15 protein-coding genes and 1 pseudogene are annotated in these 19,264 nt (G+C 43.6%); 15 read left to right on the forward strand and 1 reads right to left on the reverse strand.

Going from position 1 to position 19,264, the window contains the following annotated elements:
* Positions 1–16 precede the first annotated feature (16 nt).
* From ACYIAR_RS05805 to ACYIAR_RS05850, 10 genes and pseudogenes are all read left to right on the forward strand, one after another.
* Complete coding sequence (locus ACYIAR_RS05805; protein ID WP_005816074.1) at positions 17–316, forward strand: DUF4133 domain-containing protein; 300 nt, start codon at positions 17–19, stop codon at positions 314–316.
* Positions 317–438: 122 nt separating this feature from the next.
* A pseudogene (locus ACYIAR_RS05810) lies at positions 439–1,863 on the forward strand (TraG/VirB4 family ATPase); the annotation flags it as partial.
* 231 nt (positions 1,864–2,094) lie between these two features.
* Positions 2,095–2,820, forward strand: a complete 726-nt coding sequence (locus ACYIAR_RS05815; RefSeq protein ID WP_048317560.1) for a helix-turn-helix domain-containing protein — start codon at positions 2,095–2,097, stop codon at positions 2,818–2,820.
* Between the two features lie 339 nt (positions 2,821–3,159).
* Positions 3,160–4,299, forward strand: coding sequence for a site-specific integrase (locus ACYIAR_RS05820; protein WP_048317558.1), 1,140 nt, complete (start codon positions 3,160–3,162; stop codon positions 4,297–4,299).
* A 25-nt stretch (positions 4,300–4,324) separates the two neighbouring features.
* Complete coding sequence (locus ACYIAR_RS05825; protein WP_048317556.1) at positions 4,325–4,774, forward strand: helix-turn-helix domain-containing protein; 450 nt, start codon at positions 4,325–4,327, stop codon at positions 4,772–4,774.
* A gap of 97 nt (positions 4,775–4,871) precedes the next feature.
* Positions 4,872–5,714: a hypothetical protein gene (locus ACYIAR_RS05830; protein WP_048317554.1), complete on the forward strand. Its 843-nt coding sequence runs from the start codon at positions 4,872–4,874 to the stop codon at positions 5,712–5,714.
* A gap of 230 nt (positions 5,715–5,944) precedes the next feature.
* A complete protein-coding gene (locus ACYIAR_RS05835) occupies positions 5,945–6,340 on the forward strand; it encodes a plasmid mobilization protein (protein WP_048317552.1) in 396 nt (131 codons plus the stop codon).
* A 239-nt stretch (positions 6,341–6,579) separates the two neighbouring features.
* Positions 6,580–7,602 (forward strand): relaxase/mobilization nuclease domain-containing protein, encoded by a 1,023-nt coding sequence (locus ACYIAR_RS05840; protein ID WP_480331621.1) that lies wholly within the window; start codon positions 6,580–6,582, stop codon positions 7,600–7,602.
* A gap of 19 nt (positions 7,603–7,621) precedes the next feature.
* Positions 7,622–8,170 (forward strand): hypothetical protein, encoded by a 549-nt coding sequence (locus ACYIAR_RS05845; protein ID WP_048317548.1) that lies wholly within the window; start codon positions 7,622–7,624, stop codon positions 8,168–8,170.
* A 21-nt stretch (positions 8,171–8,191) separates the two neighbouring features.
* Positions 8,192–8,347, forward strand: coding sequence for a hypothetical protein (locus ACYIAR_RS05850; RefSeq protein ID WP_153093198.1), 156 nt, complete (start codon positions 8,192–8,194; stop codon positions 8,345–8,347).
* An 80-nt stretch (positions 8,348–8,427) separates the two neighbouring features.
* On the opposite strand, the gene ACYIAR_RS05855 is transcribed toward ACYIAR_RS05850, so the two are convergent.
* A complete protein-coding gene (locus ACYIAR_RS05855) occupies positions 8,428–8,790 on the reverse strand; it encodes a hypothetical protein (protein ID WP_053078087.1) in 363 nt (120 codons plus the stop codon).
* A 119-nt stretch (positions 8,791–8,909) separates the two neighbouring features.
* On the opposite strand from ACYIAR_RS05855, the gene ACYIAR_RS05860 reads away from it, so the two are divergent.
* From ACYIAR_RS05860 to ACYIAR_RS05880, 5 genes are all read left to right on the forward strand, one after another.
* A complete protein-coding gene (locus tag ACYIAR_RS05860; RefSeq protein WP_048318236.1) occupies positions 8,910–10,196 on the forward strand; it encodes an IS1380 family transposase in 1,287 nt (428 codons plus the stop codon).
* A gap of 234 nt (positions 10,197–10,430) precedes the next feature.
* Positions 10,431–13,787, forward strand: coding sequence for a SusC/RagA family TonB-linked outer membrane protein (locus ACYIAR_RS05865; protein ID WP_480333564.1), 3,357 nt, complete (start codon positions 10,431–10,433; stop codon positions 13,785–13,787).
* Positions 13,788–13,812: 25 nt separating this feature from the next.
* A complete protein-coding gene (locus ACYIAR_RS05870) occupies positions 13,813–15,684 on the forward strand; it encodes a SusD/RagB family nutrient-binding outer membrane lipoprotein (RefSeq protein WP_480332684.1) in 1,872 nt (623 codons plus the stop codon).
* Positions 15,685–15,854: 170 nt separating this feature from the next.
* Positions 15,855–17,879, forward strand: coding sequence for an HD family phosphohydrolase (locus ACYIAR_RS05875; protein WP_480332686.1), 2,025 nt, complete (start codon positions 15,855–15,857; stop codon positions 17,877–17,879).
* Positions 17,880–17,895: 16 nt separating this feature from the next.
* The gene (locus tag ACYIAR_RS05880) at positions 17,896–19,248 is read left to right on the forward strand and encodes an MATE family efflux transporter (protein ID WP_480332688.1); all 1,353 of its coding nucleotides are present in this window, start codon (positions 17,896–17,898) and stop codon (positions 19,246–19,248) included.
* Positions 19,249–19,264 lie beyond the last annotated feature (16 nt).

Below are 19,264 nucleotides of genomic sequence, written 5' to 3' on the forward strand. Positions count from 1 at the left end.
TAAAACACTGACAGTTATGGCAGATACAAAGCAAGAGCGTTTTCCGGATTATCCCATTTTCAAGGGACTGCAACGTCCATTGGAGTTCTTCGGGTTGCAGGGACGCTACATCTACTGGGCGGCAGCCACCGCAGGAGGAGCCGTTGCGGGTTTCATCCTCGGCTACTGCATCTTCGGTTTCGTGGCAGGACTCGTGCTGCTAGTCCTCGCCGTAGCTGTCGGTGGCGTTCTCATCGTCATGAAGCAGCGCAAGGGCTTGCACAGCAAGAAGAGTGACAACGGCATATTCATCTATGCCTATTCAAAGAAAGTGTAAAACAAAAAAGAGAATCCATTATGTCCAAGTGGAAAGCTATCAATGATTGTAAGTGAATGGAGGTGGGGGCATCACGCATGAGGGTGCGCCCGCCTTTTTGCGATTAAAAAAGAAAAAGAACAATGACCCTATACATCATACTCATATTCTCAGCCATCTGCGTGGGCATGGCCATCAGTGTCAAGGCATTCGGCACGGGAGGGAAGCGCAAGCGCATCTTCCAGGACATCTACTTCTCCATCGAGGAAGTGGATGGCATCGGCGTGCTCTATACCAAGACGGGCGAATACTCCGCTGTTCTGAAGATGGAGAACCCTGTGCAGAAGTATTCCGCCAACATCGAGGCCTACTATGAGTTCACCCACCTCTTCGCCGCCCTTGCCCAGACCTTGGGCGAAGGCTATGCGCTGCACAAGCAGGACGTGTTTGTGAGGAAGGCATTCAAGGAAGAGAACGGTGGAAATCATGAGTTCCTGAGCGAGAGTTACTTCCGCTATTTCAACGGCAGACCCTTTACCGACAGCGTCTGCTACCTCACCATCACACAGGAGAACAAGAAGAGCCGTCTGATGTCGTTCGACAACAAGAAATGGCGTGACTTCTTGGTGAAGATACGCAAGGTGCACGACCAGCTGAGGGATGCCGGCGTGAAGTCCCGATTCCTCGGCAAAACGGAAGCCTGCGAGTATGTGGACCGTTTCTTCTCCATGAACTTCCGTGACAAGGTGGTGTCGATGACCAACTTCAAGGTCGATGACGAGACCATCGGCATGGGGGACCGTAGCTGCAAGGTGTATAGCCTTGTGGATGTGGATTATGCCAACTTGCCGTCGGTCATCCGTCCCTACGCAAATATCGAGGTGAACAACACCAGTATGCCCGTTGATCTCGTGAGCATCGTCGATAGCGTGCCCGGAGCCGACTGCGTGGTGTTCAACCAGATGGTGTTCGTGCCCAACCAGAAGCGTGAGCTTGCCCTACTCGACAAGAAGAAAAACCGCCATGCCTCCATGCCCAACCCCAGCAACCTGATGGCTGTAGAGGACATCAAGCGTGTGCAGGAGGTGATAGCCCGTGAGAGCAAGCAGCTCGTCTATACCCACTACAACCTCGTGGTGGCAGTGAGCGGCGACACCGACATACAGAAATGCACCAACCATCTCGAAAACTCCTTCTCGCGCATGGGCATCCACATCAGCAAGCGGGCCTACAACCAGTTGGAGCTGTTCGTCAACTCTTTCCCCGGCAACTGCTATGGCATGAATGCCGACTACGACCGATTCCTCACCCTCGGCGATGCCGCCACCTGTCTGATGTACAAGGAGCGCATCGTGCATAATGAGGACACCCCGCTGAAGATATACTATACCGACCGCCAAGGTGTGCCCGTAGCCATCGACATCACAGGAAAGGAGGGAAAGGAGAAGCTGACCGACAACTCGAACTTTTTTTGTTTGGGTCCTTCGGGCAGCGGCAAGTCGTTCCACATGCATGCCATATGGACTAAAACGCATCGAAAAGAACTCCAAACAAAACTTAGAGAAACGTCATAAATAGCTCATTTTCAATACATATTCATTAACATAACGCTCCAACCGCCTATTGCGAGTTTCATCCGTTTATAGTAATTTTGTACCACGGTTGTACCATGGGCAGAGGGACACACGGTTCTTAATGAGGGTTCTTATTTCCTCTTATTTCCCCTTGTTTCCTCTTAAAAGTTTCCGTCAAGGACCATCCCCCATGAGTCACTGCAAAATTCAAAAATAACGGTAAAAATGAATACTACAACTCGCATTCCAATCGTGCTGATGTCCGTAGAGGAAACAGCGCAGGCAGTAAGCATCAGCGTCAAGACAGTACGCAGTCTTATTCGTCAAGGCAGGCTAAGAGCCGTAAATTTCGGTACACGCATGACCAGGATCTATTTGCAAGACCTTCTTGAAATAGCCAAGGGACAAGGTTATCAGGTGGTTCTCCCTTCTTCCCTATCGTTAGAAGGAGCAACGTCCAAGAAAGCACAGAGGCTAAAAGATGCCGAGACTGGCTCAGTCAACAAGTTGGCAAAGTGTCGCAAGACTCCCAGGGCTGGTGAAAGAGCACCTGATGGAGTAACCCACGACACCCATTACACAATGGCAGAGGTGTTGAGCACCTTTAATATCAAGTATGGAAGATTCTATGAAGTCCGCAATCGTTACCAACTCCAGTCAGTTCACGCATGGGGAACGACCTGCTTCAAGAAAGAAGACGTGGAAAGGGTTATCGGGCTTTATAATGAAGAACAGGGTAAGAACATTTCCGATGACTGGTACACCTGCTTCGACATCATGAAACTCTACGGATTAGGCAAGACACAGGTACGCAGATTTGCGGAGACCCATGGAGTGAGAATCCGAAAGTTCAAAGGCGGAAGAGCCAACTACTATCTGAAAGCAGACTGGGAGGCTGCACGCAAGAAGGCAGAGAAAAGCAGTACTACGACCAAGGCAAAACGGAAGTGAGACACAAGTCAAGAGATGGTTCAAACAAACTCATATACGACCCATGCCGTTGCAATTGCTATGCAGCACCCATCCATGTCGGTCGAAACAAACCCACAACGCAGAGTAACGGATATAAGACAAAAAACGCATCCAATACCTGCTTTTAGTCTGATTTTGAGCGTAAAATCATACTCAAAAGCAAATTCAGGTTAAATTCTGGCTGTATTTGAAGCCATCTTTGCTTTTCTCTTTTCACGGCAATCTAACTTTGCATCGGATTTGAGAGTTAAAGCGTTGCGACCATGGCTATTCGCATCCACAGATACACATCGGTAAGAATAATAAAAGAATAACAATATGACGAACATTTGTACAAAGGTCACCGTGCGGAAACGACCTATCAAGAACGGACAGACTTCCCTCTATCTGGATTTCTATCCTCCAATCCGCAACCCGAAGACAGGCAAGCTCTCACGCAGGGAGTACCTTGGTCTTTACATCTACACCAACCCTGTTGAACGCTTTCAGCAGGAGTACAACAAAAGTATGATTCAGAAAGCGGAAATCATCAAGTGCCGCAGGACTGAGTCCATCATCAATGAGGAGTATGGCTTCCTCGACCGCAACAAGGGCAAGGAGAGCTTCTTGGAATATTTCAAGAACCTCATGATTGAGCGTGGCAGCAGCCAGAACTGGGCAACCGCCTACATGCACTTCCACAATTACACGCATGGCGAGTGCCGCTTCTGCGACCTTACCGTTCCGTACTGCCAGGGATTCCTCGACTACCTGTTGTCGGATGCCTGTATGCACAACGGCAAGCGCATGATGGGAACAACAGCCAACAACAACCTTACCAAGTTGAAGTGCATCCTTGCCATCGCATACGAGGACGGACTGCTCAAAGAGAATATCGCCAAGAAACTTGTGCGTGCCAAGGCTCATGGCAACAAGCGGCAGTTCCTCACCAAGGAAGAGTTGTTGCAGTTGTCTCAGACTCCTTGCAAGAGTGATGTCCTTCGCCGTGCAGGTCTCTTCTCCTGCCTTACAGGTCTTCGCCTTTCTGACTGCATCAGACTCCAGTGGGAGAATATCGTCAAGTTGGCTGATGGCGGCTGGGGAATGGACATTATCACAAAGAAGACTTCCACCGCTGCAATCCTGCCTATCAGCGAAGAGGCTTTGCAGCTCTGTGGCGAGCGAAGCACTGGACAGGTGTTCAAGAATCTCACGAACAGTACAGTGGCATTGTATCTCAAACCGTGGATAAAGGCTTCCGGCATCGAGAAACACATCACCTTCCACTGCTTCCGTCATACCTTTGCCACCTTGCAGTTGGCAGAGGGAACGGACATCTACACCGTGAGCAAGCTGCTTACCCATAGCAATCTTGCCACTACTCAGGTGTATGCCGATGTGGTGGACGAACTCAAACGTGATGCGGCAGAACGTATCTCGCTCAAAATACCAACAAAGGAAGAGAGTGACCAGACATAAGTGAAAAACATAATCAGGATAACAAATGGAAGAAAACAAATCATTATCGTTCGACCAACTGCCCAGTGCAGTTGGCGAACTTCTGACAAAGGTCAATACGATGATGACTCGTCTTGATGACATTGGTCAGAGAATAGGCAATGCTCCGAGCGAGAATGACCATGTTCTTATGGACATCAGAGAGGCAAGTGCCTTCGTCCGAAAGAAAGTCTCATCGCTTTATGCTTACACATCTGAAAGGCGCATTCCTTTCTACAAGAGAGGGAACACGCTCTACTTCTTCAAAGACCAGCTGATAAAATGGATTGAGGCAGGTGGCTCATGGGACAAGCCTTACGAATCGACCCAGGAGGAACAGGCAGACTTCGAGGCTCATCTGGCAATGTTGCAGAAAAGCAAGAAGAACAAGCCTGCCTCCATGAAGAGGGTCAAGGGCGAGAAAAATCCTGATGGGGAAGAATGGCATGACGGATAAGAGAATCATGTAATCTACTTTTTACGAAAGGGGAAAGAGAAACTATTCATTCTTTCTTTGCTGAGTAATCCGTTTCACTAATAATCAGTTTTTCAAGATGAGTAACCAAAGCATAAAATACGGAATCCTGCTGACCAAGGAACAGCTCGATTTCTTGAAGGATGACAGGCAGGGCTTCCACCGCATGACCGCCTTCGGCACTTTTGTATCAATGGCATCCACCAAGCCAAGTGTTTATCTGAAGACAGGCTTCTCCGCTTCTCTCTCCATCGGGCAGTTTGCCATCTCTACCGTTGAGCTGTCTGCCCTTTGGAAGTGTGACCGCAAGACAGCGGCAAAGGTGGTGGAACTGTTCAATCAGGTGGGCATCCTCTCAACCGAGAGGAACAACCGCACCTCCATACATACGATACTATGCATCGCCTTCTGGTACGTTGACGGCATCAAGGAAGCCATCAAGAACCCCTTCTACAACCGTCAATCCGTGACTTCCGCCACCCAAGAGGAATCGGTGTCCAATGTCCCATCCGATACCGCTTGCTCTTCGGAAGGCAATCTTTCCAATGGCATAGGTCAGCAGAAAGACAGCAGCGTCAATCCTGCCACTACTGACATTCTGCAGCCCCATGTTCCTGCCTCTTATAATACCTCTTCCCCTTTCGTTAATTCTCATGTTATCGGGGATGGACTTTCAGATCCTTCTCCGATACCACAAGACTTCAAACAAAGGGAAAAGGAAGGTGATGACCATTTTGAGTATGAGGTTGGACAGCCGTCAGAAGATGACTGCAATCAAGGAGAAGGGGCATCACCCATTGAGTTGCTGCCGTCTCCTGTCTATGATGACGAGGGCAACCTCTTGCAGCCACCGCCCCATGAAGGACGATGCGAGGATCACACGGAGAGACATGGCGCGCATATCACCCCAAGTCACTCATGATGTCATCTCTACTTTTCCCTTATTTCGACTATTGACGTTCCCGACAGGCAAGCTATCCAGAAGCCGCTACCTCTATTAGCCGTAGTTTTTTTTCGGAGGTCTAAACAAGAAGTACCAGTGTCAGACGGTTTCGCTTCGCCCACCGCTTCCTACTGGCATTCTTGAATGTTCGCAGGCTCACATTGGCTGTCCTGTTATATCAAGTATAAACTTTATAAACCCCATCTACAATGACAAAAGACAAGAATAACAACACGGAGAAAACCTCAAGGAAGAGACCTCCGAAGACCAGACACATTGACGTTCGTTTCACAGAAGAACACTACGACTTGGTAGTACATAATGCCCGACTGTCAGGCAGGAGCAAGAGCACATATCTTCATGACTTAGGCATCGGACACAAGCCATCCCTACCCATGACCGCAGAGCAGGAGGAAGCCTTGAAGGGCTTAATCGGGGCAAGGTCTGAACTGGTTTATGTGCGCAATGCGCTTCATGCCCTGCCACAGACCGAGAGACTAAAACTCTTCAAGAGAGCCGACTTCATGGAACGTTGGCTTCAAGGCATCAACACCCTGATAGAGGAATTGAGCCGCATTAGAGACAAATTCTTGGATATGTTATGATAGCAAAAGCGTCAGCAATTCAGCATGGTCAGGCAATGACCAATTACGCAACCAAAAACAATCGCGCGGACATCGTCAAGACCAACCATCTCAGCGAGGGTCTGCCGCCGATGGGCATGTGGGACGAGATGGTGCTGCATCAGTCCATGTTCAAGCAGAGGTATGCCAAGAAGCCCATCGAACTGACGTCCATCCGCTTTGAGCTTTCCCCATCTGAGGAGGAGGCACGTAACTGGACTATGGAGGACTGGAGAAGATTCCTTGACGAGTTCATTCGTGAGATGGATGGTATCTCCAAGGTGAACCACATCGGCAAGAAGAAAGGCAAGGCTGCAACTTCGGTCAAGCCGACCAACATAGCCAACTCCCAATATTTTGCCGCCCTTCACCGTGACTCCAAGAGTGGCATTCCCCACCTGCATCTGGTGGTGAACCGCATCGACATGGACGGTAATCTCAATGATGTGAAGTTCATCGGTGAGCGTGCCGTGATGGCTGCGAAAGCCATCAATCAGCGTCATGGTTGGAAGGATGCCATGGATATTCGTCAGGAACGCATTGCAGAGGTGACCAAAGCCTGTATGGATGTGCTGCGTTCAATGCCGTTCTTTGATTGGGATGAATATGCCGACCGATTGAGGGCAAAGGGATATGACATCGAGCTTATCCGTGACAAGAATGGTCAAGGCAGGGTGCATGGCTACCGCTTCAAGTTCGGAAAAACTACCATCAAGGCTTCCGAACTGGGTGTAGGAAGGAATCTCACCGCATCGAAAATCGGGAATACCTTCCGCAAGCTGCACCCTCAGCCAACACCTGTTGCAGTTGGTCAAAGACCTTCTCCTTCTGTTTCAAACGCTACCACATTGGACAGCAGAAATACGGCATCGCAAGGTGGTCTGTCTCGTACAAGCAATGTTGCCAAACCTGACCTTCCTGCCGGATTGAGAAAGATTATTGAAGTCGATGGTGAGCGTTTCAGCATAGTCATGCCGAGAACTGCTTACGACACGATGAACAGTTGTATCGAAGTTCCCGAGAATGGATCCGCAAGCCACACTGACATTCTGAATGTAGCCATGCTGCTCTTCATGAACTACCTTGATGCTGCCACATCGATGTCTGAGTCATGTGGTGGCGGTGGCAGTCCTGGCAGTGGCTGGGGACGTGATAAGGACGATGATGACCGTGAATGGGCAAGACGTTGCGCAATGCAAGCAAACACACTCTGCAAGCCGATAAAGAGAGGCATGAAACGATAACTTTTCAAACAAGAACGGTATGGGAAGAAACAAGAAAGATGCCACACAGGATGTGCTTAACCTGTACAATCAGATGCAGGAGGACGAGAACATCGAGAGTGGCAAGGAAGAAATCAAAGTGACCCTGAAAGAGATTGAATCAGCCAAGAAAGCACTCTATGAGGCAAAGGAGGAACTGGGCAATGCCTATCGGAGGTTGGAATCAACGAAAGTGGCACTTATGGCTGCCCACAGGAGCACGGACAACATCGTGGATAGTATATGCCATGCCATAGTCAAGGCAGAGCAGAGCAACCTCAAAGTCGGCATCAACGATGAAGGAGTTGCCCAGTTGGATAAGCGGAACAACACCGCCATTTCTGCTTTCAAGCAAGCCCTTGACGAGCATGAGAAGCGGATAAACGACCTGTTCACTCACCAGCAGAAAGAGCTTAAACGAATCCGCAATATCGAGGAGGGTGCATACTTCAACGGTAGCACCTATGCCTGGATGTTCGGCTTGGCTTTCCTAAGTTGGTCTATCATCTTTGTTGAAATCACCATTTGGATATGCATCACACTTTTTTAGAAAACTCAAAACATCAGAATCATGACAGACAACGAATACAGCAAGGCAAGAAAAGCCGCTGTTGATGCCCTTATCTACTGGGCAAAGACAGGCATGAGAGAGTTCACCATGCGTGACGCAGTAAACGACTATCTGGAGGCGAGCGGTGCTAACCGCCCCTCCATCGGTGGCGAATAGACCATCCTTGCACACAGAAAAAATGCAGCCAACCGACTGGCGATTGACTGCATATACAATTCATTTTGCAATAAGATTACTTACTTTCCCTCTTTTCCATCGGTTTTATTAGATGAGTTTGTTTTTGTAGTTGCTGTTTTTGATGAGGTTGCTCGTGGAAGAAGAGTTGGATTAGAGCCTATTGACCAACGATTATTCTTCGGTTGCGACGGAGGAACATTTGTGTTTGTGCGACTGGTTTCTTTTCGCTTTTGTTCCGCTTTTCTTTTTTCCTCTGCTCTTCTCCTCGCATTTTCCCGTTCTAAAGCAATGCGATTACGTTCATTAATCTCATGAAGACGTTGATTGTTTATCCTTTGTTGCTCTTGTTGGAATCGTCTCTCATTTTCTTTTCTAATTTGTTCATTACGTTCTTCTTCAAGATATCCTAAATTCCGCAGCATTTTAGTTTAACTTATTTTATAAGTACCTGAGCAACAAAAAGTTGCTCAGGATTTTGCCATGTCAGATTTTTCACCTATCTTAGTGTTGCAAATCAAAATATGTATCAAACCCGACAGACATGGCAAAGGTAGCAATAAAATCTGAGAAACTCTCTCCTTTTGGAGGAATTTTTTCAATAATGGAGCAATTTGACTCCAATCTCTCATCTGTAATCGACTCAACCCTCGGTATGAGATGTAGGCTGTATGGTTATCAATACAGCGAAATCATCCGTTCGCTTATGAGCGTTTATTTCTGTGGCGGCTCATGCATAGAGGATGTCACCACTCATCTGATGTACCACCTCTCGCTTCATCCGACATTTCGCACATGCAGTGCCGACACGATTCTCAGAGCCATAAAGGAACTGACCCAGGATAACATTTCCTACACATCCGACACTGGCAAGACCTACGACTTCAACACGGCAGACATGCTGAATACACTGCTCCTCAATTGCCTATTGTCCACAGGGCAGCTGAAAGAGGGCGAGGGGTATGACGTTGACTTCGACCACCAGTTCATAGAGGCTGAGAAGTTTGATGCGAAACCCACATACAAGAAGTTTCTCGGGTACCGTCCAGGTGTGGCTGTCATTGGCGACATGATTGTCGGCATAGAGAACAGCGACGGCAACACTAACGTTCGTTTCCACCAGAAGGACACGTTGAGGAGATTCTTTGAGAGGATTGAACAGAAAGGATTGACAGTCAATCGTTTCAGGGCAGATTGCGGATCCTGCTCAGAGGAAATTGTGGAAGAGGTCGGAAAGCATTGCATGACTTTCTATATCCGCGCCAACCGCTGCGGTTCGCTCTACGATGACATCTTTGCACTCAGAGGGTGGAAGAGAGAGGAACTGGGCGGCATTGAGTTTGAACTGAACTCCATTCTTGTTGAGAAATGGAAAGGGAGGGCATACCGTCTTGTAATCCAAAGGCAGAAGCGAATTGACGGTGAGATTGACCTGTGGGAAGGCGAATACACCTACCGCTGCATCCTTACAAATGACTACGAGTCTTCCGAGAAAGAGATTGTCAAATTCTATAACCTCCGTGGAGGGAAGGAACGCATCTTCGATGAAATGAATAACGGATTCGGCTGGAACAGGCTTCCAAAATCCTTCATGGGAGAAAACACGGTGTTTCTTCTGCTTACGGCACTCATACGCAACTTCTATAAATTCATCATGGCGAGGCTTGACGTGAAGAGGTTCGGACTCAAAGCAACAAGCCGCATCAAGGCGTTTGTCTTCAAGTTCATCTCTGTGCCAGCCAAATGGGGCAGGACATCAAGGCAGTATGTGCTGAATATCTATTCATGCAACAACGCTTATGCTGATGTGTTCCAGAATGACTTTGGATAACACCGACAACTTATGGTCGTGACTTTGCGTATTGCCTCAAGTCGCATGGTGGGGTAAGGGGCGTTTATATGTCTTTATGGTGACATTCGATGCACTGTGCCCCCTTTTTACTAACGATGCAGATTATTTTCGCTTCTGTATCATATAGGCGCGTAGTTGCGGATTTGAGGTAGAGTTAAAACTAAACCCATAAGTTTACTCTTTGTTGCGACAGCTTTAAGCGTTGCGGGTAATATTTATGCGGAAGTAACGCCAAATCGTCCAAATGTAGATTTGGTACAACAAGAAGGAAAAGTATCAGGTAATGTAGTTGACAAATTAGGTCCTGTAATTGGAGCTTCTGTAGTTGTGAAAGGAACGACCAATGGAAACATTACAGATTTTGATGGTAATTTCACATTGGAAGGAGTAAAGAAAGGAGATATCATCCAGATATCTTATATTGGTTACTCAACTCAGGAAATTGAATATACCGGTCAAGCTTCAATTAATGTAACTATGGTGGAAGATGCTGAACAGCTTGATGAAGTTGTTGTAACAGCATTGGGTATGAAACGTACTGAAAAAGCACTAGGTTATGCCGTAACAGAGCTGAAAGGCGAAGACTTAAAGACAAATGCAATCAACCCTATTTCATCACTTCAGGGAAAAGTGGCAGGTGTTGAAATTGCAGGTTCTGACGGTGGTATGTTCGGTGCTACAAAAATCCAGATTCGTGGTGCTTCTACGCTTGCAGGAAACAATCAGCCAATTTATGTTGTCGATGGTGTAATTCTGTCAAACGATTTATCAGGTGATAAATCATCTGACTATGACAGTAACCCTCAGGACTATGGTAACATGCTAAAGAACTTGAACCCTGATGATTTCGAAACTGTATCAGTTCTGAAAGGTGCTGCAGCAACTGCATTGTATGGTTCAAGAGGTTTGAACGGTGCCGTTGTTATCACAACTAAGAGCGGTAAGAATGCAACTGGTTTCGGTGTGTCTGTGTCACAGACATTCGGAATTGACCATGCACATGGCGGTATGCAGAGACAGATGGTTTATGGTCCGGGTAACTATTCAGGTAACGTGTTCTATGGCGAAACCAGAGCTGACGGAAAATATAATATCTGGGATAATACAGGTCAGTTCTTCCTTAACACAAATGGTGTTCCAACATTGATCGGACAAACATCACGTTTGTGGGGTCCGAAATATGACGGCCGTGATATAGAGAACTACGACGGAACTATCACTTCATATTCTCCTGTAGAAAGTAATATGAGTGATGCTTATCAGTTGGGCTTAAACTCAAATACAAACGTTTCTGTAAGAGGTGGTAGCGAAAAGACTACATTCTATTCTTCTATCTCATACAAAAAGGCTCGTGGTATTGTTGAGCACAATGATTTCGAACGTTATTCTTTCCTTTTGAAAGGTTCACACAAAATCAGTGACCGTGTTGACATCAATGCTTCTGTAAACTTCGCAAACTCAACTCCGAAAAATGCTTTGCGTAATATCGGTGAAAGCTTTGCTACAGGAACATATACAACAATGTATGACACAAAATATTTCCGTAACAAATATCTTGGCGACCATAATAATGGTATCGCAAGCTCTGACTTCGGAGATAAATACGGTCCTGTTCCGGGTAAAGAATTGTGGTTCCAGATTGACAACAATGACTATACACGCAAGGAAACTGTATTCAGACCAACTGTCGAAATCAACGTAAAAATGACAGATTGGGTTTCTTTCCGTGCTGAAGGAAATATGAACTATTATTTCACATCATGGGAAGACAAACAGCTTGGTGAAGGCTATGCAAACGAAGGTGGTTTCTACGAAATGGGTAAAAAAGAAACCAAACAGACTACTTTTGCAGGTACATTCACATTCAACAAAGATTTTAATGATTTCCATATCGGAGGTTTTGCCCGTGGTGAATACTATACAACAGGAAGTATGAACCAGCTTTCAAAAACAGATGGAGGTTTGGTTGTTCCTGGACAATATTTCATCGAAAACTCTAAGAATATATACAAAACTGAGGCTAAAATCCTTGACACAAAACGTATGCTTTCTGCTGTTGCTGCAGTTAACTTGTCATGGAAAAATCAGTTGTTCTTGGATATTACAGGACGTAACGATTGGTCGTCTGGTTTGATTTATACAGATGGTTCTGGTAACTATTCATACTTCTACCCGTCAATTGGTGGTTCTATCCTGTTCAACGAAATTTTCCGTGATGATATGCCAAGCTGGATCAATCTTGCCAAATTGCGTGCTTCTTGGGCTCAAGTAGGTAATGATGCTTCGGCATATTCAATCTACTCATATTATCAGTTGAAATCATTGCTTCAGCCAAGCGGAAACAATATCTTCACAAACGGATGGGAAGATGACGCTATGAAGAAAATTTTCAGTCCTGATCTTAAACCGGAACGTAAGAATTCATGGGAAATCGGTTTGGACTTGAGAACTTTCAACAGCAGATTGTGCTTGGATGCTACATATTATAAGGAAAATACGACTGACCAGATTATGACAATCGACGTTCCTTATGAATCTGGTATGAGCAAGCAGTTGATTAATGCTGGTAATATCCAGAACTCAGGTGTTGAAATTGCTTTGAATACAGTTCCTTTCCAAAACAAAGACTGGGAATGGACATTGGATTTCACATTCACAAAGAATACAAATAAAATCGTTGAATTGCATCCTAACGTAGCGAACTATATTCCATTGCAGGGAGATGTTGCTTATGGTAACTACCGTATTGGTTCCGTAGCTATGGTTGGTGGTTCATATGGTTTGTTGATGTCTGACGCAATGCCTAAGAAGAATGAAAAAGGCGAAACTGTATTGACATGGCGTGATGATTTCCGTGCAGCTTATGCTCAGAGAAGTGGAACTGCAGAAGTGGTTGGCAGCATGGTGCCAGACTTCATGGCTTCAGTTTCAACAGGAATCACTTGGAAAGATTTGTCATTAAGAGTAGCATTGGATGCCCGCGTCGGTGGTAAGATTGCTTCTTATTCAAACAGATACGGACAGGCATACGGATATACTGAAGCATCATTGGATTATCGTGATGCTGAACACGGCGGTATAACTTGGACTTCGCAGTATGCTGACTCAAAAGGACAGACTTTCAGCGATGGTGTTATTCCTGAAGGTGTATTCGAAGAAGGAACAAAAGTTACATGTGTTGACGGTAAGGTTCGTGATTTGAGTGGTATGAGCTTTGCTGATGCTGTTAAGGCTGGATATGTTGAACCTGTTCATGCTTCAACATACCACTATTGGTCTAACTCTTGGGGAACAGGTACTGTAAACGACTATTGGGTGAACGACTTGAGTTATATAGCTTTGCGTGAAATTACTTTAGCATACCGCTTGCCTAAGAATCTTGTTTCAAAGATTGGAGCAAAAGGTATAACAGTATCTTTCACCGGAAGAAACTTAGGTTATCTGTATAATTCACTGCCTAATAATCTTAATCCGGAAGGTATCCGCGGTAACAATGCCGCAGAATTCCGTGAGAGAGCAAACTCTCCTATCACATCAAGCTATATGCTTACATTGAATTTGGATTTCTAAACAAACAACACGTAAAGAGTTAATTATGAATTATAAATCATATATTACAGCAGCCATGTTGGGTGCAGCCTTGATAGCTGCTCCTGGTTGCCAGGACGAATTTGCCAAGACAAATACGAATCCGTCTGCAGTTACAAAAGCAGATGTCAGATATTTGTTTACAAAAGCTTTGGCCGAATTTGAACCATCAAAATACCAGCAGTGGTTCTACAACAATATGGCTTATATGATGCCATGGTCTCAGGCTGTGCTAAGTAGCGAAACAGGAAACTTGTCGAGCTTAAATCTTATGAATGAATTTGAAGGAAGCGAAAGACAAGTTATTAATGTAAAACTATATACAGAAGAAATTCTGTATGTTCTATCACAGATGAGTGAAGAAGAAGCTGCAACTTATGAAAATATACGAGTTATGTGTAATCCTCTTTTGGTTTACCTTGGTATTTTCGGTTCTGACATGTATGGTTCATTAGCTTACAGTGAAGCAGCTAAAGGATTACATGAAATGCTTCTTACTCCAAAATATGAGACACAGGAAGAATTGTTCAATATCTGGCTTGAACAGTTGGATGAAACAATTACCGTTCTTGGTTCAAATTTGCCAAACCAGGTTAAACTTGAAGCTCAGGATTTTGTTTATCAGGGCGATGTTTCAAAATGGATGAAATTTGCCAATTCTCTTAAGCTGAAAATTGCAGTTCGTCTGCTTCACGTAAACAAGGCAAAGGCTTTGAGCATTGCAGAAGAGGTAATGAAGAGCCCGGCAGGTGTTATCGACAATCTTGCTGAAGATTTCTTCTATTGCAAAGGAGCTCAGGAATATCACTGGGGTGATGATGTATTTGACGGACAGGGACGCGGTATCGGTTCAGACGTATTGATTAACTTCCTTGTTAACCACGAAGACCCGCGTGTAAGATTCGTTTTCCAGAAAAACGATTTCAACAGCAGAGTAGTTCAGGCATTTATCGACAACAAAGTTGAACTTCCTAAGTACATCAAAGAAGTAGCTGTTATCGAAAACGGTAAGTTCGTTAAATGGGCTGGAAAAGGTGAACCATGGGTACGCTACTTTGGTGCTCCTGTTAGTACAGAAGCTGTAAATACTGAAGAAGGACAGAAACAGTATTTCAACTACAACAATTTCAAAATCGGTGCTAAGCAGTATTACCCGCTTGCTCGTATGAACCGTGAAATGTTGCAGGGTCAGAAAGATTACACTTTCCCAGATGCACCAAATGTTCCTGCTTCACAGGATATTCAGGACAATGCATGGTATGGTTTACATTTCTCTGCTGCCGAAGTGAATCTGTATTTGGCTGAGTTGAAGCTTTTAGGTGCTAATATTCCGGGAACAGCTGAAGAATATCTGAAAAAAGGTATTACATTCTCTATCCAGGAATACGACGAATTGGCTCGTTTGAATAAAATTCCTTACTACGACAAGCCTTATGTTGAAGACCTGAAGAATCCTGAATTGACAGAAGCAACTCTTCAGTTGAAAGATGGAGAAATTGACAAAGTGTTGAGCAATGCTGACTATCAGTTGAGCGGAAGTTTGAAAGAACAGCTTGAAAAGGTTTATATCCAGCAATATATCCACTTCTTGCTTTTCCCTCAGGAACAATTTGTTCAGGTTCGTCGTTCTGGAGTTCCTATGCGTAACAGTAAACTCCTTCCTTGGGTTAACTTTACAAACAATGATGCTAACTTCAACATTCCTCGTCGCTGGACTATCAACACTCCGCTAGAAAGTGACCAGATGTATCAGATCAAAGTTGACGCATTCAAGGCTCAGGGTTATACAACAGGAACACAAGATCCTACTACACTTAATAAAGAACGTGTATGGTATGATCATGGCGCTCCTAACTTTGGTGAAGGACCAAACTTCTAAATAACATATAACATTAATTATAATATCCGGGATTTTTTACTGCAATCCCGGATATTTTTTTCTTATCATCATATAAAAACATTTACAAATCCCTACTATATTAGCAAAAACTTGCACTTCCATTTTTTTTATGTAAATTTCGGCTTTATAACGAAAATAAAACAGCTGACATGAAAAGTTCAAATATACATCCTGCCATATATTTTATTGTAGCAGCTTTTTTGATTGCTTATTTCTTCCCTCGCGAAGGAAAATTCCGTTATCAATTCAACAAAGGTAAACCTTGGAGATATGGATTGCTGACTGCTCCAAGCGATTTTCCTGTATATAAAACTGATTCTGAACTGAAAGAGGAAAGAGATAGTATAATGAAACATTTCTACCCTTACTACAAAATAGTTTCAGAAACTCAAAAACAACAAATAGATAATTTAAGAGAAACATATAACAAAGTTCTGCAGCGTAAAATTGCTCCTGCATACATGCAATATATCGAGACGCAGCTAAATACATTATATCGTAGAGGTATAATATCATTTGAGGAACTCGAAAAGCTTGAAACCGATGGTCACAAACAAATCAACCTGTTGGACAACAACATAGCAACGGTAACTTTCACTAGCGATTTGTTTACAATCAAGACGGCTTATGAATATATAATAAACAATTGTCCGGCACGATTAAACAAGCAAATACTACAATCATGCGACATTAATAATTTCCTTCAGGAAAACGTTATTTATGACAAAACTACTTCTGAAAAAGTAAAAGAAGACTTAATCAGTAGTATTCCACTCTCAACAGGAATGGTGCAAGCGGGTGAAAGAATTGTGGACAGAGGAGAAATTGTGGATCATCATACATTCAATGTTCTGCGTTCACTGAAGATTATACATGAAAACAAGTCCGGGGGAACACAAAGGCAAAGTGTTATTATAATCGGCCAGTTTATCCTTGTTTTCGGACTTATGGGATGTTTCTGGCTGTATTTATGGTCTTTCCGTACACATATACTTAGAGACAAGAAAAATGTACTGTTTCTGTTGTGCTGTATATTTACCAGTGCAATTATGACAGAACTTTGTACGACCTACAGTTTGTTCAACATCTACATTATTCCTTATGCAATTGTTCCTATCGTAGTACGCACGTTCTTTGATTCCAGAACGGCATTGTTTACTCACATAGTAACAGTTTTGCTATGCTCATTAATGGCTCCATTTCCACATGAGTTCCTGGTATTACAGATGATTGCCGGAATGGTTGTTACATATAGTTTGCGTGAGTTGTCACAGCGTTCACAACTTATCCGAAGCGCTTTCTTCATTTATCTGGCATACACTCTGACATATATTGGAATGGTTTTATATCAGGAAGGAGATTTAAAGAAAATATACTGGATGATGATATTATTCTTCGGAATAAATTTCATTCTTCTTATGTTTGCATACGTACTTGTATATATGCTTGAAAAGATGTTTGGATATGTTTCAAGTATTACTCTGGTGGAATTGGCAAATATCAATACCGCTGTTCTAAAGAAACTTAGTGAGACTTGCCCTGGAACATTCCAGCACTCTCTTCAGGTTTCAATACTGGCTTCGGAAGCTGCGACACGAATCGGAGCTGATGCTCAGCTTGTACGTACAGGGGCGATGTATCATGATATAGGAAAGATGAGTAATCCTGCATTTTTCACCGAAAACCAGAATAATTTCAATCCTCATACACAATTGGCATTCGATGAAAGCGCACAGATTATAATAAGCCATGTAAATGAAGGTGTGAAAATCGCAGAAAAAGCATCTCTGCCTAAAGCTGTTATTGATTTCATACGAACTCATCACGGTAAAGGCAAAGCTAAATATTTCTACAATTCTTTCAGAAATAAATATCCTGACAGAGAAATAAATGAAGAACTTTTCACTTATCCTGGTCCAAATCCGTTCTCAAAAGAAACTGCAATACTTATGATGGCGGACTCTGTAGAAGCAACTTCAAGAAGTCTGAAAGAATATTCTGAAGAGAACATCAGAGAAATGGTCGACAAGATAATCGACAGCCAAATCGCTGACGGTTTGCTGAAAAATGCTCCTTTGACGTTCAGAGATGTTGAAACAATTAAGGACGTATTCACCAACAAACTGAAGATTATGTATCACACCAGAATAAGTTATCCGGACCTGAAGAAATAGTTTGTAAACAAAAAACATGAATAATATCTATGAAGAGAGGCTAGGCACTGACAAAATGCTGCCTCTGATTTTCAGAATGGCGATGCCGGCAATTGCCGCACAATTCGTCAATCTTTTATATAGCATTATAGACCGAATTTATATCGGTCATATTCCGGATATAGGAACAAATGCTTTGGCTGGTATAGGTGTTACCAGCTCAGTTATAATACTTATATCATCATTTTCTGCAATTGTTGGAGCCGGAGGTTCACCTCTGGCTGCTATTGCATTAGGTCAGGGAGACAGAAAAAGGGCAGGAAAGATTCTTGGCAACGGGTTTATCCTACTGATACTTTTTACCATAGTCACATCTCTCATCACTTATATATTTATGAGGCCGATTCTTTTATTCACCGGAGCATCGGCAAATACCATTGATTATGCTGTTGACTATCTTTCTATATATCTGTTGGGAACATTATTTGTTGAAATTAGTACTGGATTAAACGCATTCATAAACACTCAAGGAAGACCATCCATAGCTATGATGTCTGTTCTGATTGGAGCTTTTTTGAACATAATTCTAGATCCACTGTTTATTTTTGTTTTTAACCTGGGAGTAAAAGGAGCTGCTTTGGCAACAATAATTTCACAAGCTTTCAGCGCTATATGGATATTGTCATTCCTTACTTCAAACAAAGCGTCGTTGAAATTAGAAAAGAAATATATCAAGCTAAATAAAAAGATTATTATGTCCATTCTTGCTCTTGGTATTTCTCCTTTCATTATGGCAAGCACCGAAAGTCTGGTAGGTTTTGTATTGAACAGTAGTCTTAAAGAGTTTGGAGACATATATATCAGTTCACTTACAGTAATGCAAAGTGCTATGTTATTTGTAAGTGTTCCTTTGGCAGGATTTTCACAAGGTTTTATTCCTGTAGCAAGTTATAATTATGGACATGGGAATTATGACAGAGTTAAGGAATGCTTCAGAATTGTCGTAACTTTTATGTTCTCATTCAACTTTATACTGATAATACTAATGATATTGTTCCCTCATATTGTAGCATCAGCATTCACTAAAGATATTTTACTGATTGAAACTGTAGAAAAATCAATGCCTATATTCCTTTCTGGAATGACTATATTCGGTTTACAAAGAGCCTGCCAGAATATGTTTGTAGCACTAGGACAAGCCAAAGTCTCTGTTTTCATTGCTTTACTTCGCAAAGTAATACTTCTTATTCCTCTAGCTTTGATTCTGCCGAAATTTATGGGAGTAAACGGTATATTTGCTGCCGAAGGATTTTCTGATGCAACAGCAGCTATTATATGTACTGCAATCTTCGCACATCAATTCCCTAAAATACTAAAAAGAGTTGCCTGATAAATCAGACAACTCT

It is taken from the genome of Parabacteroides sp. KHUB-01 (genome assembly GCF_056640935.1).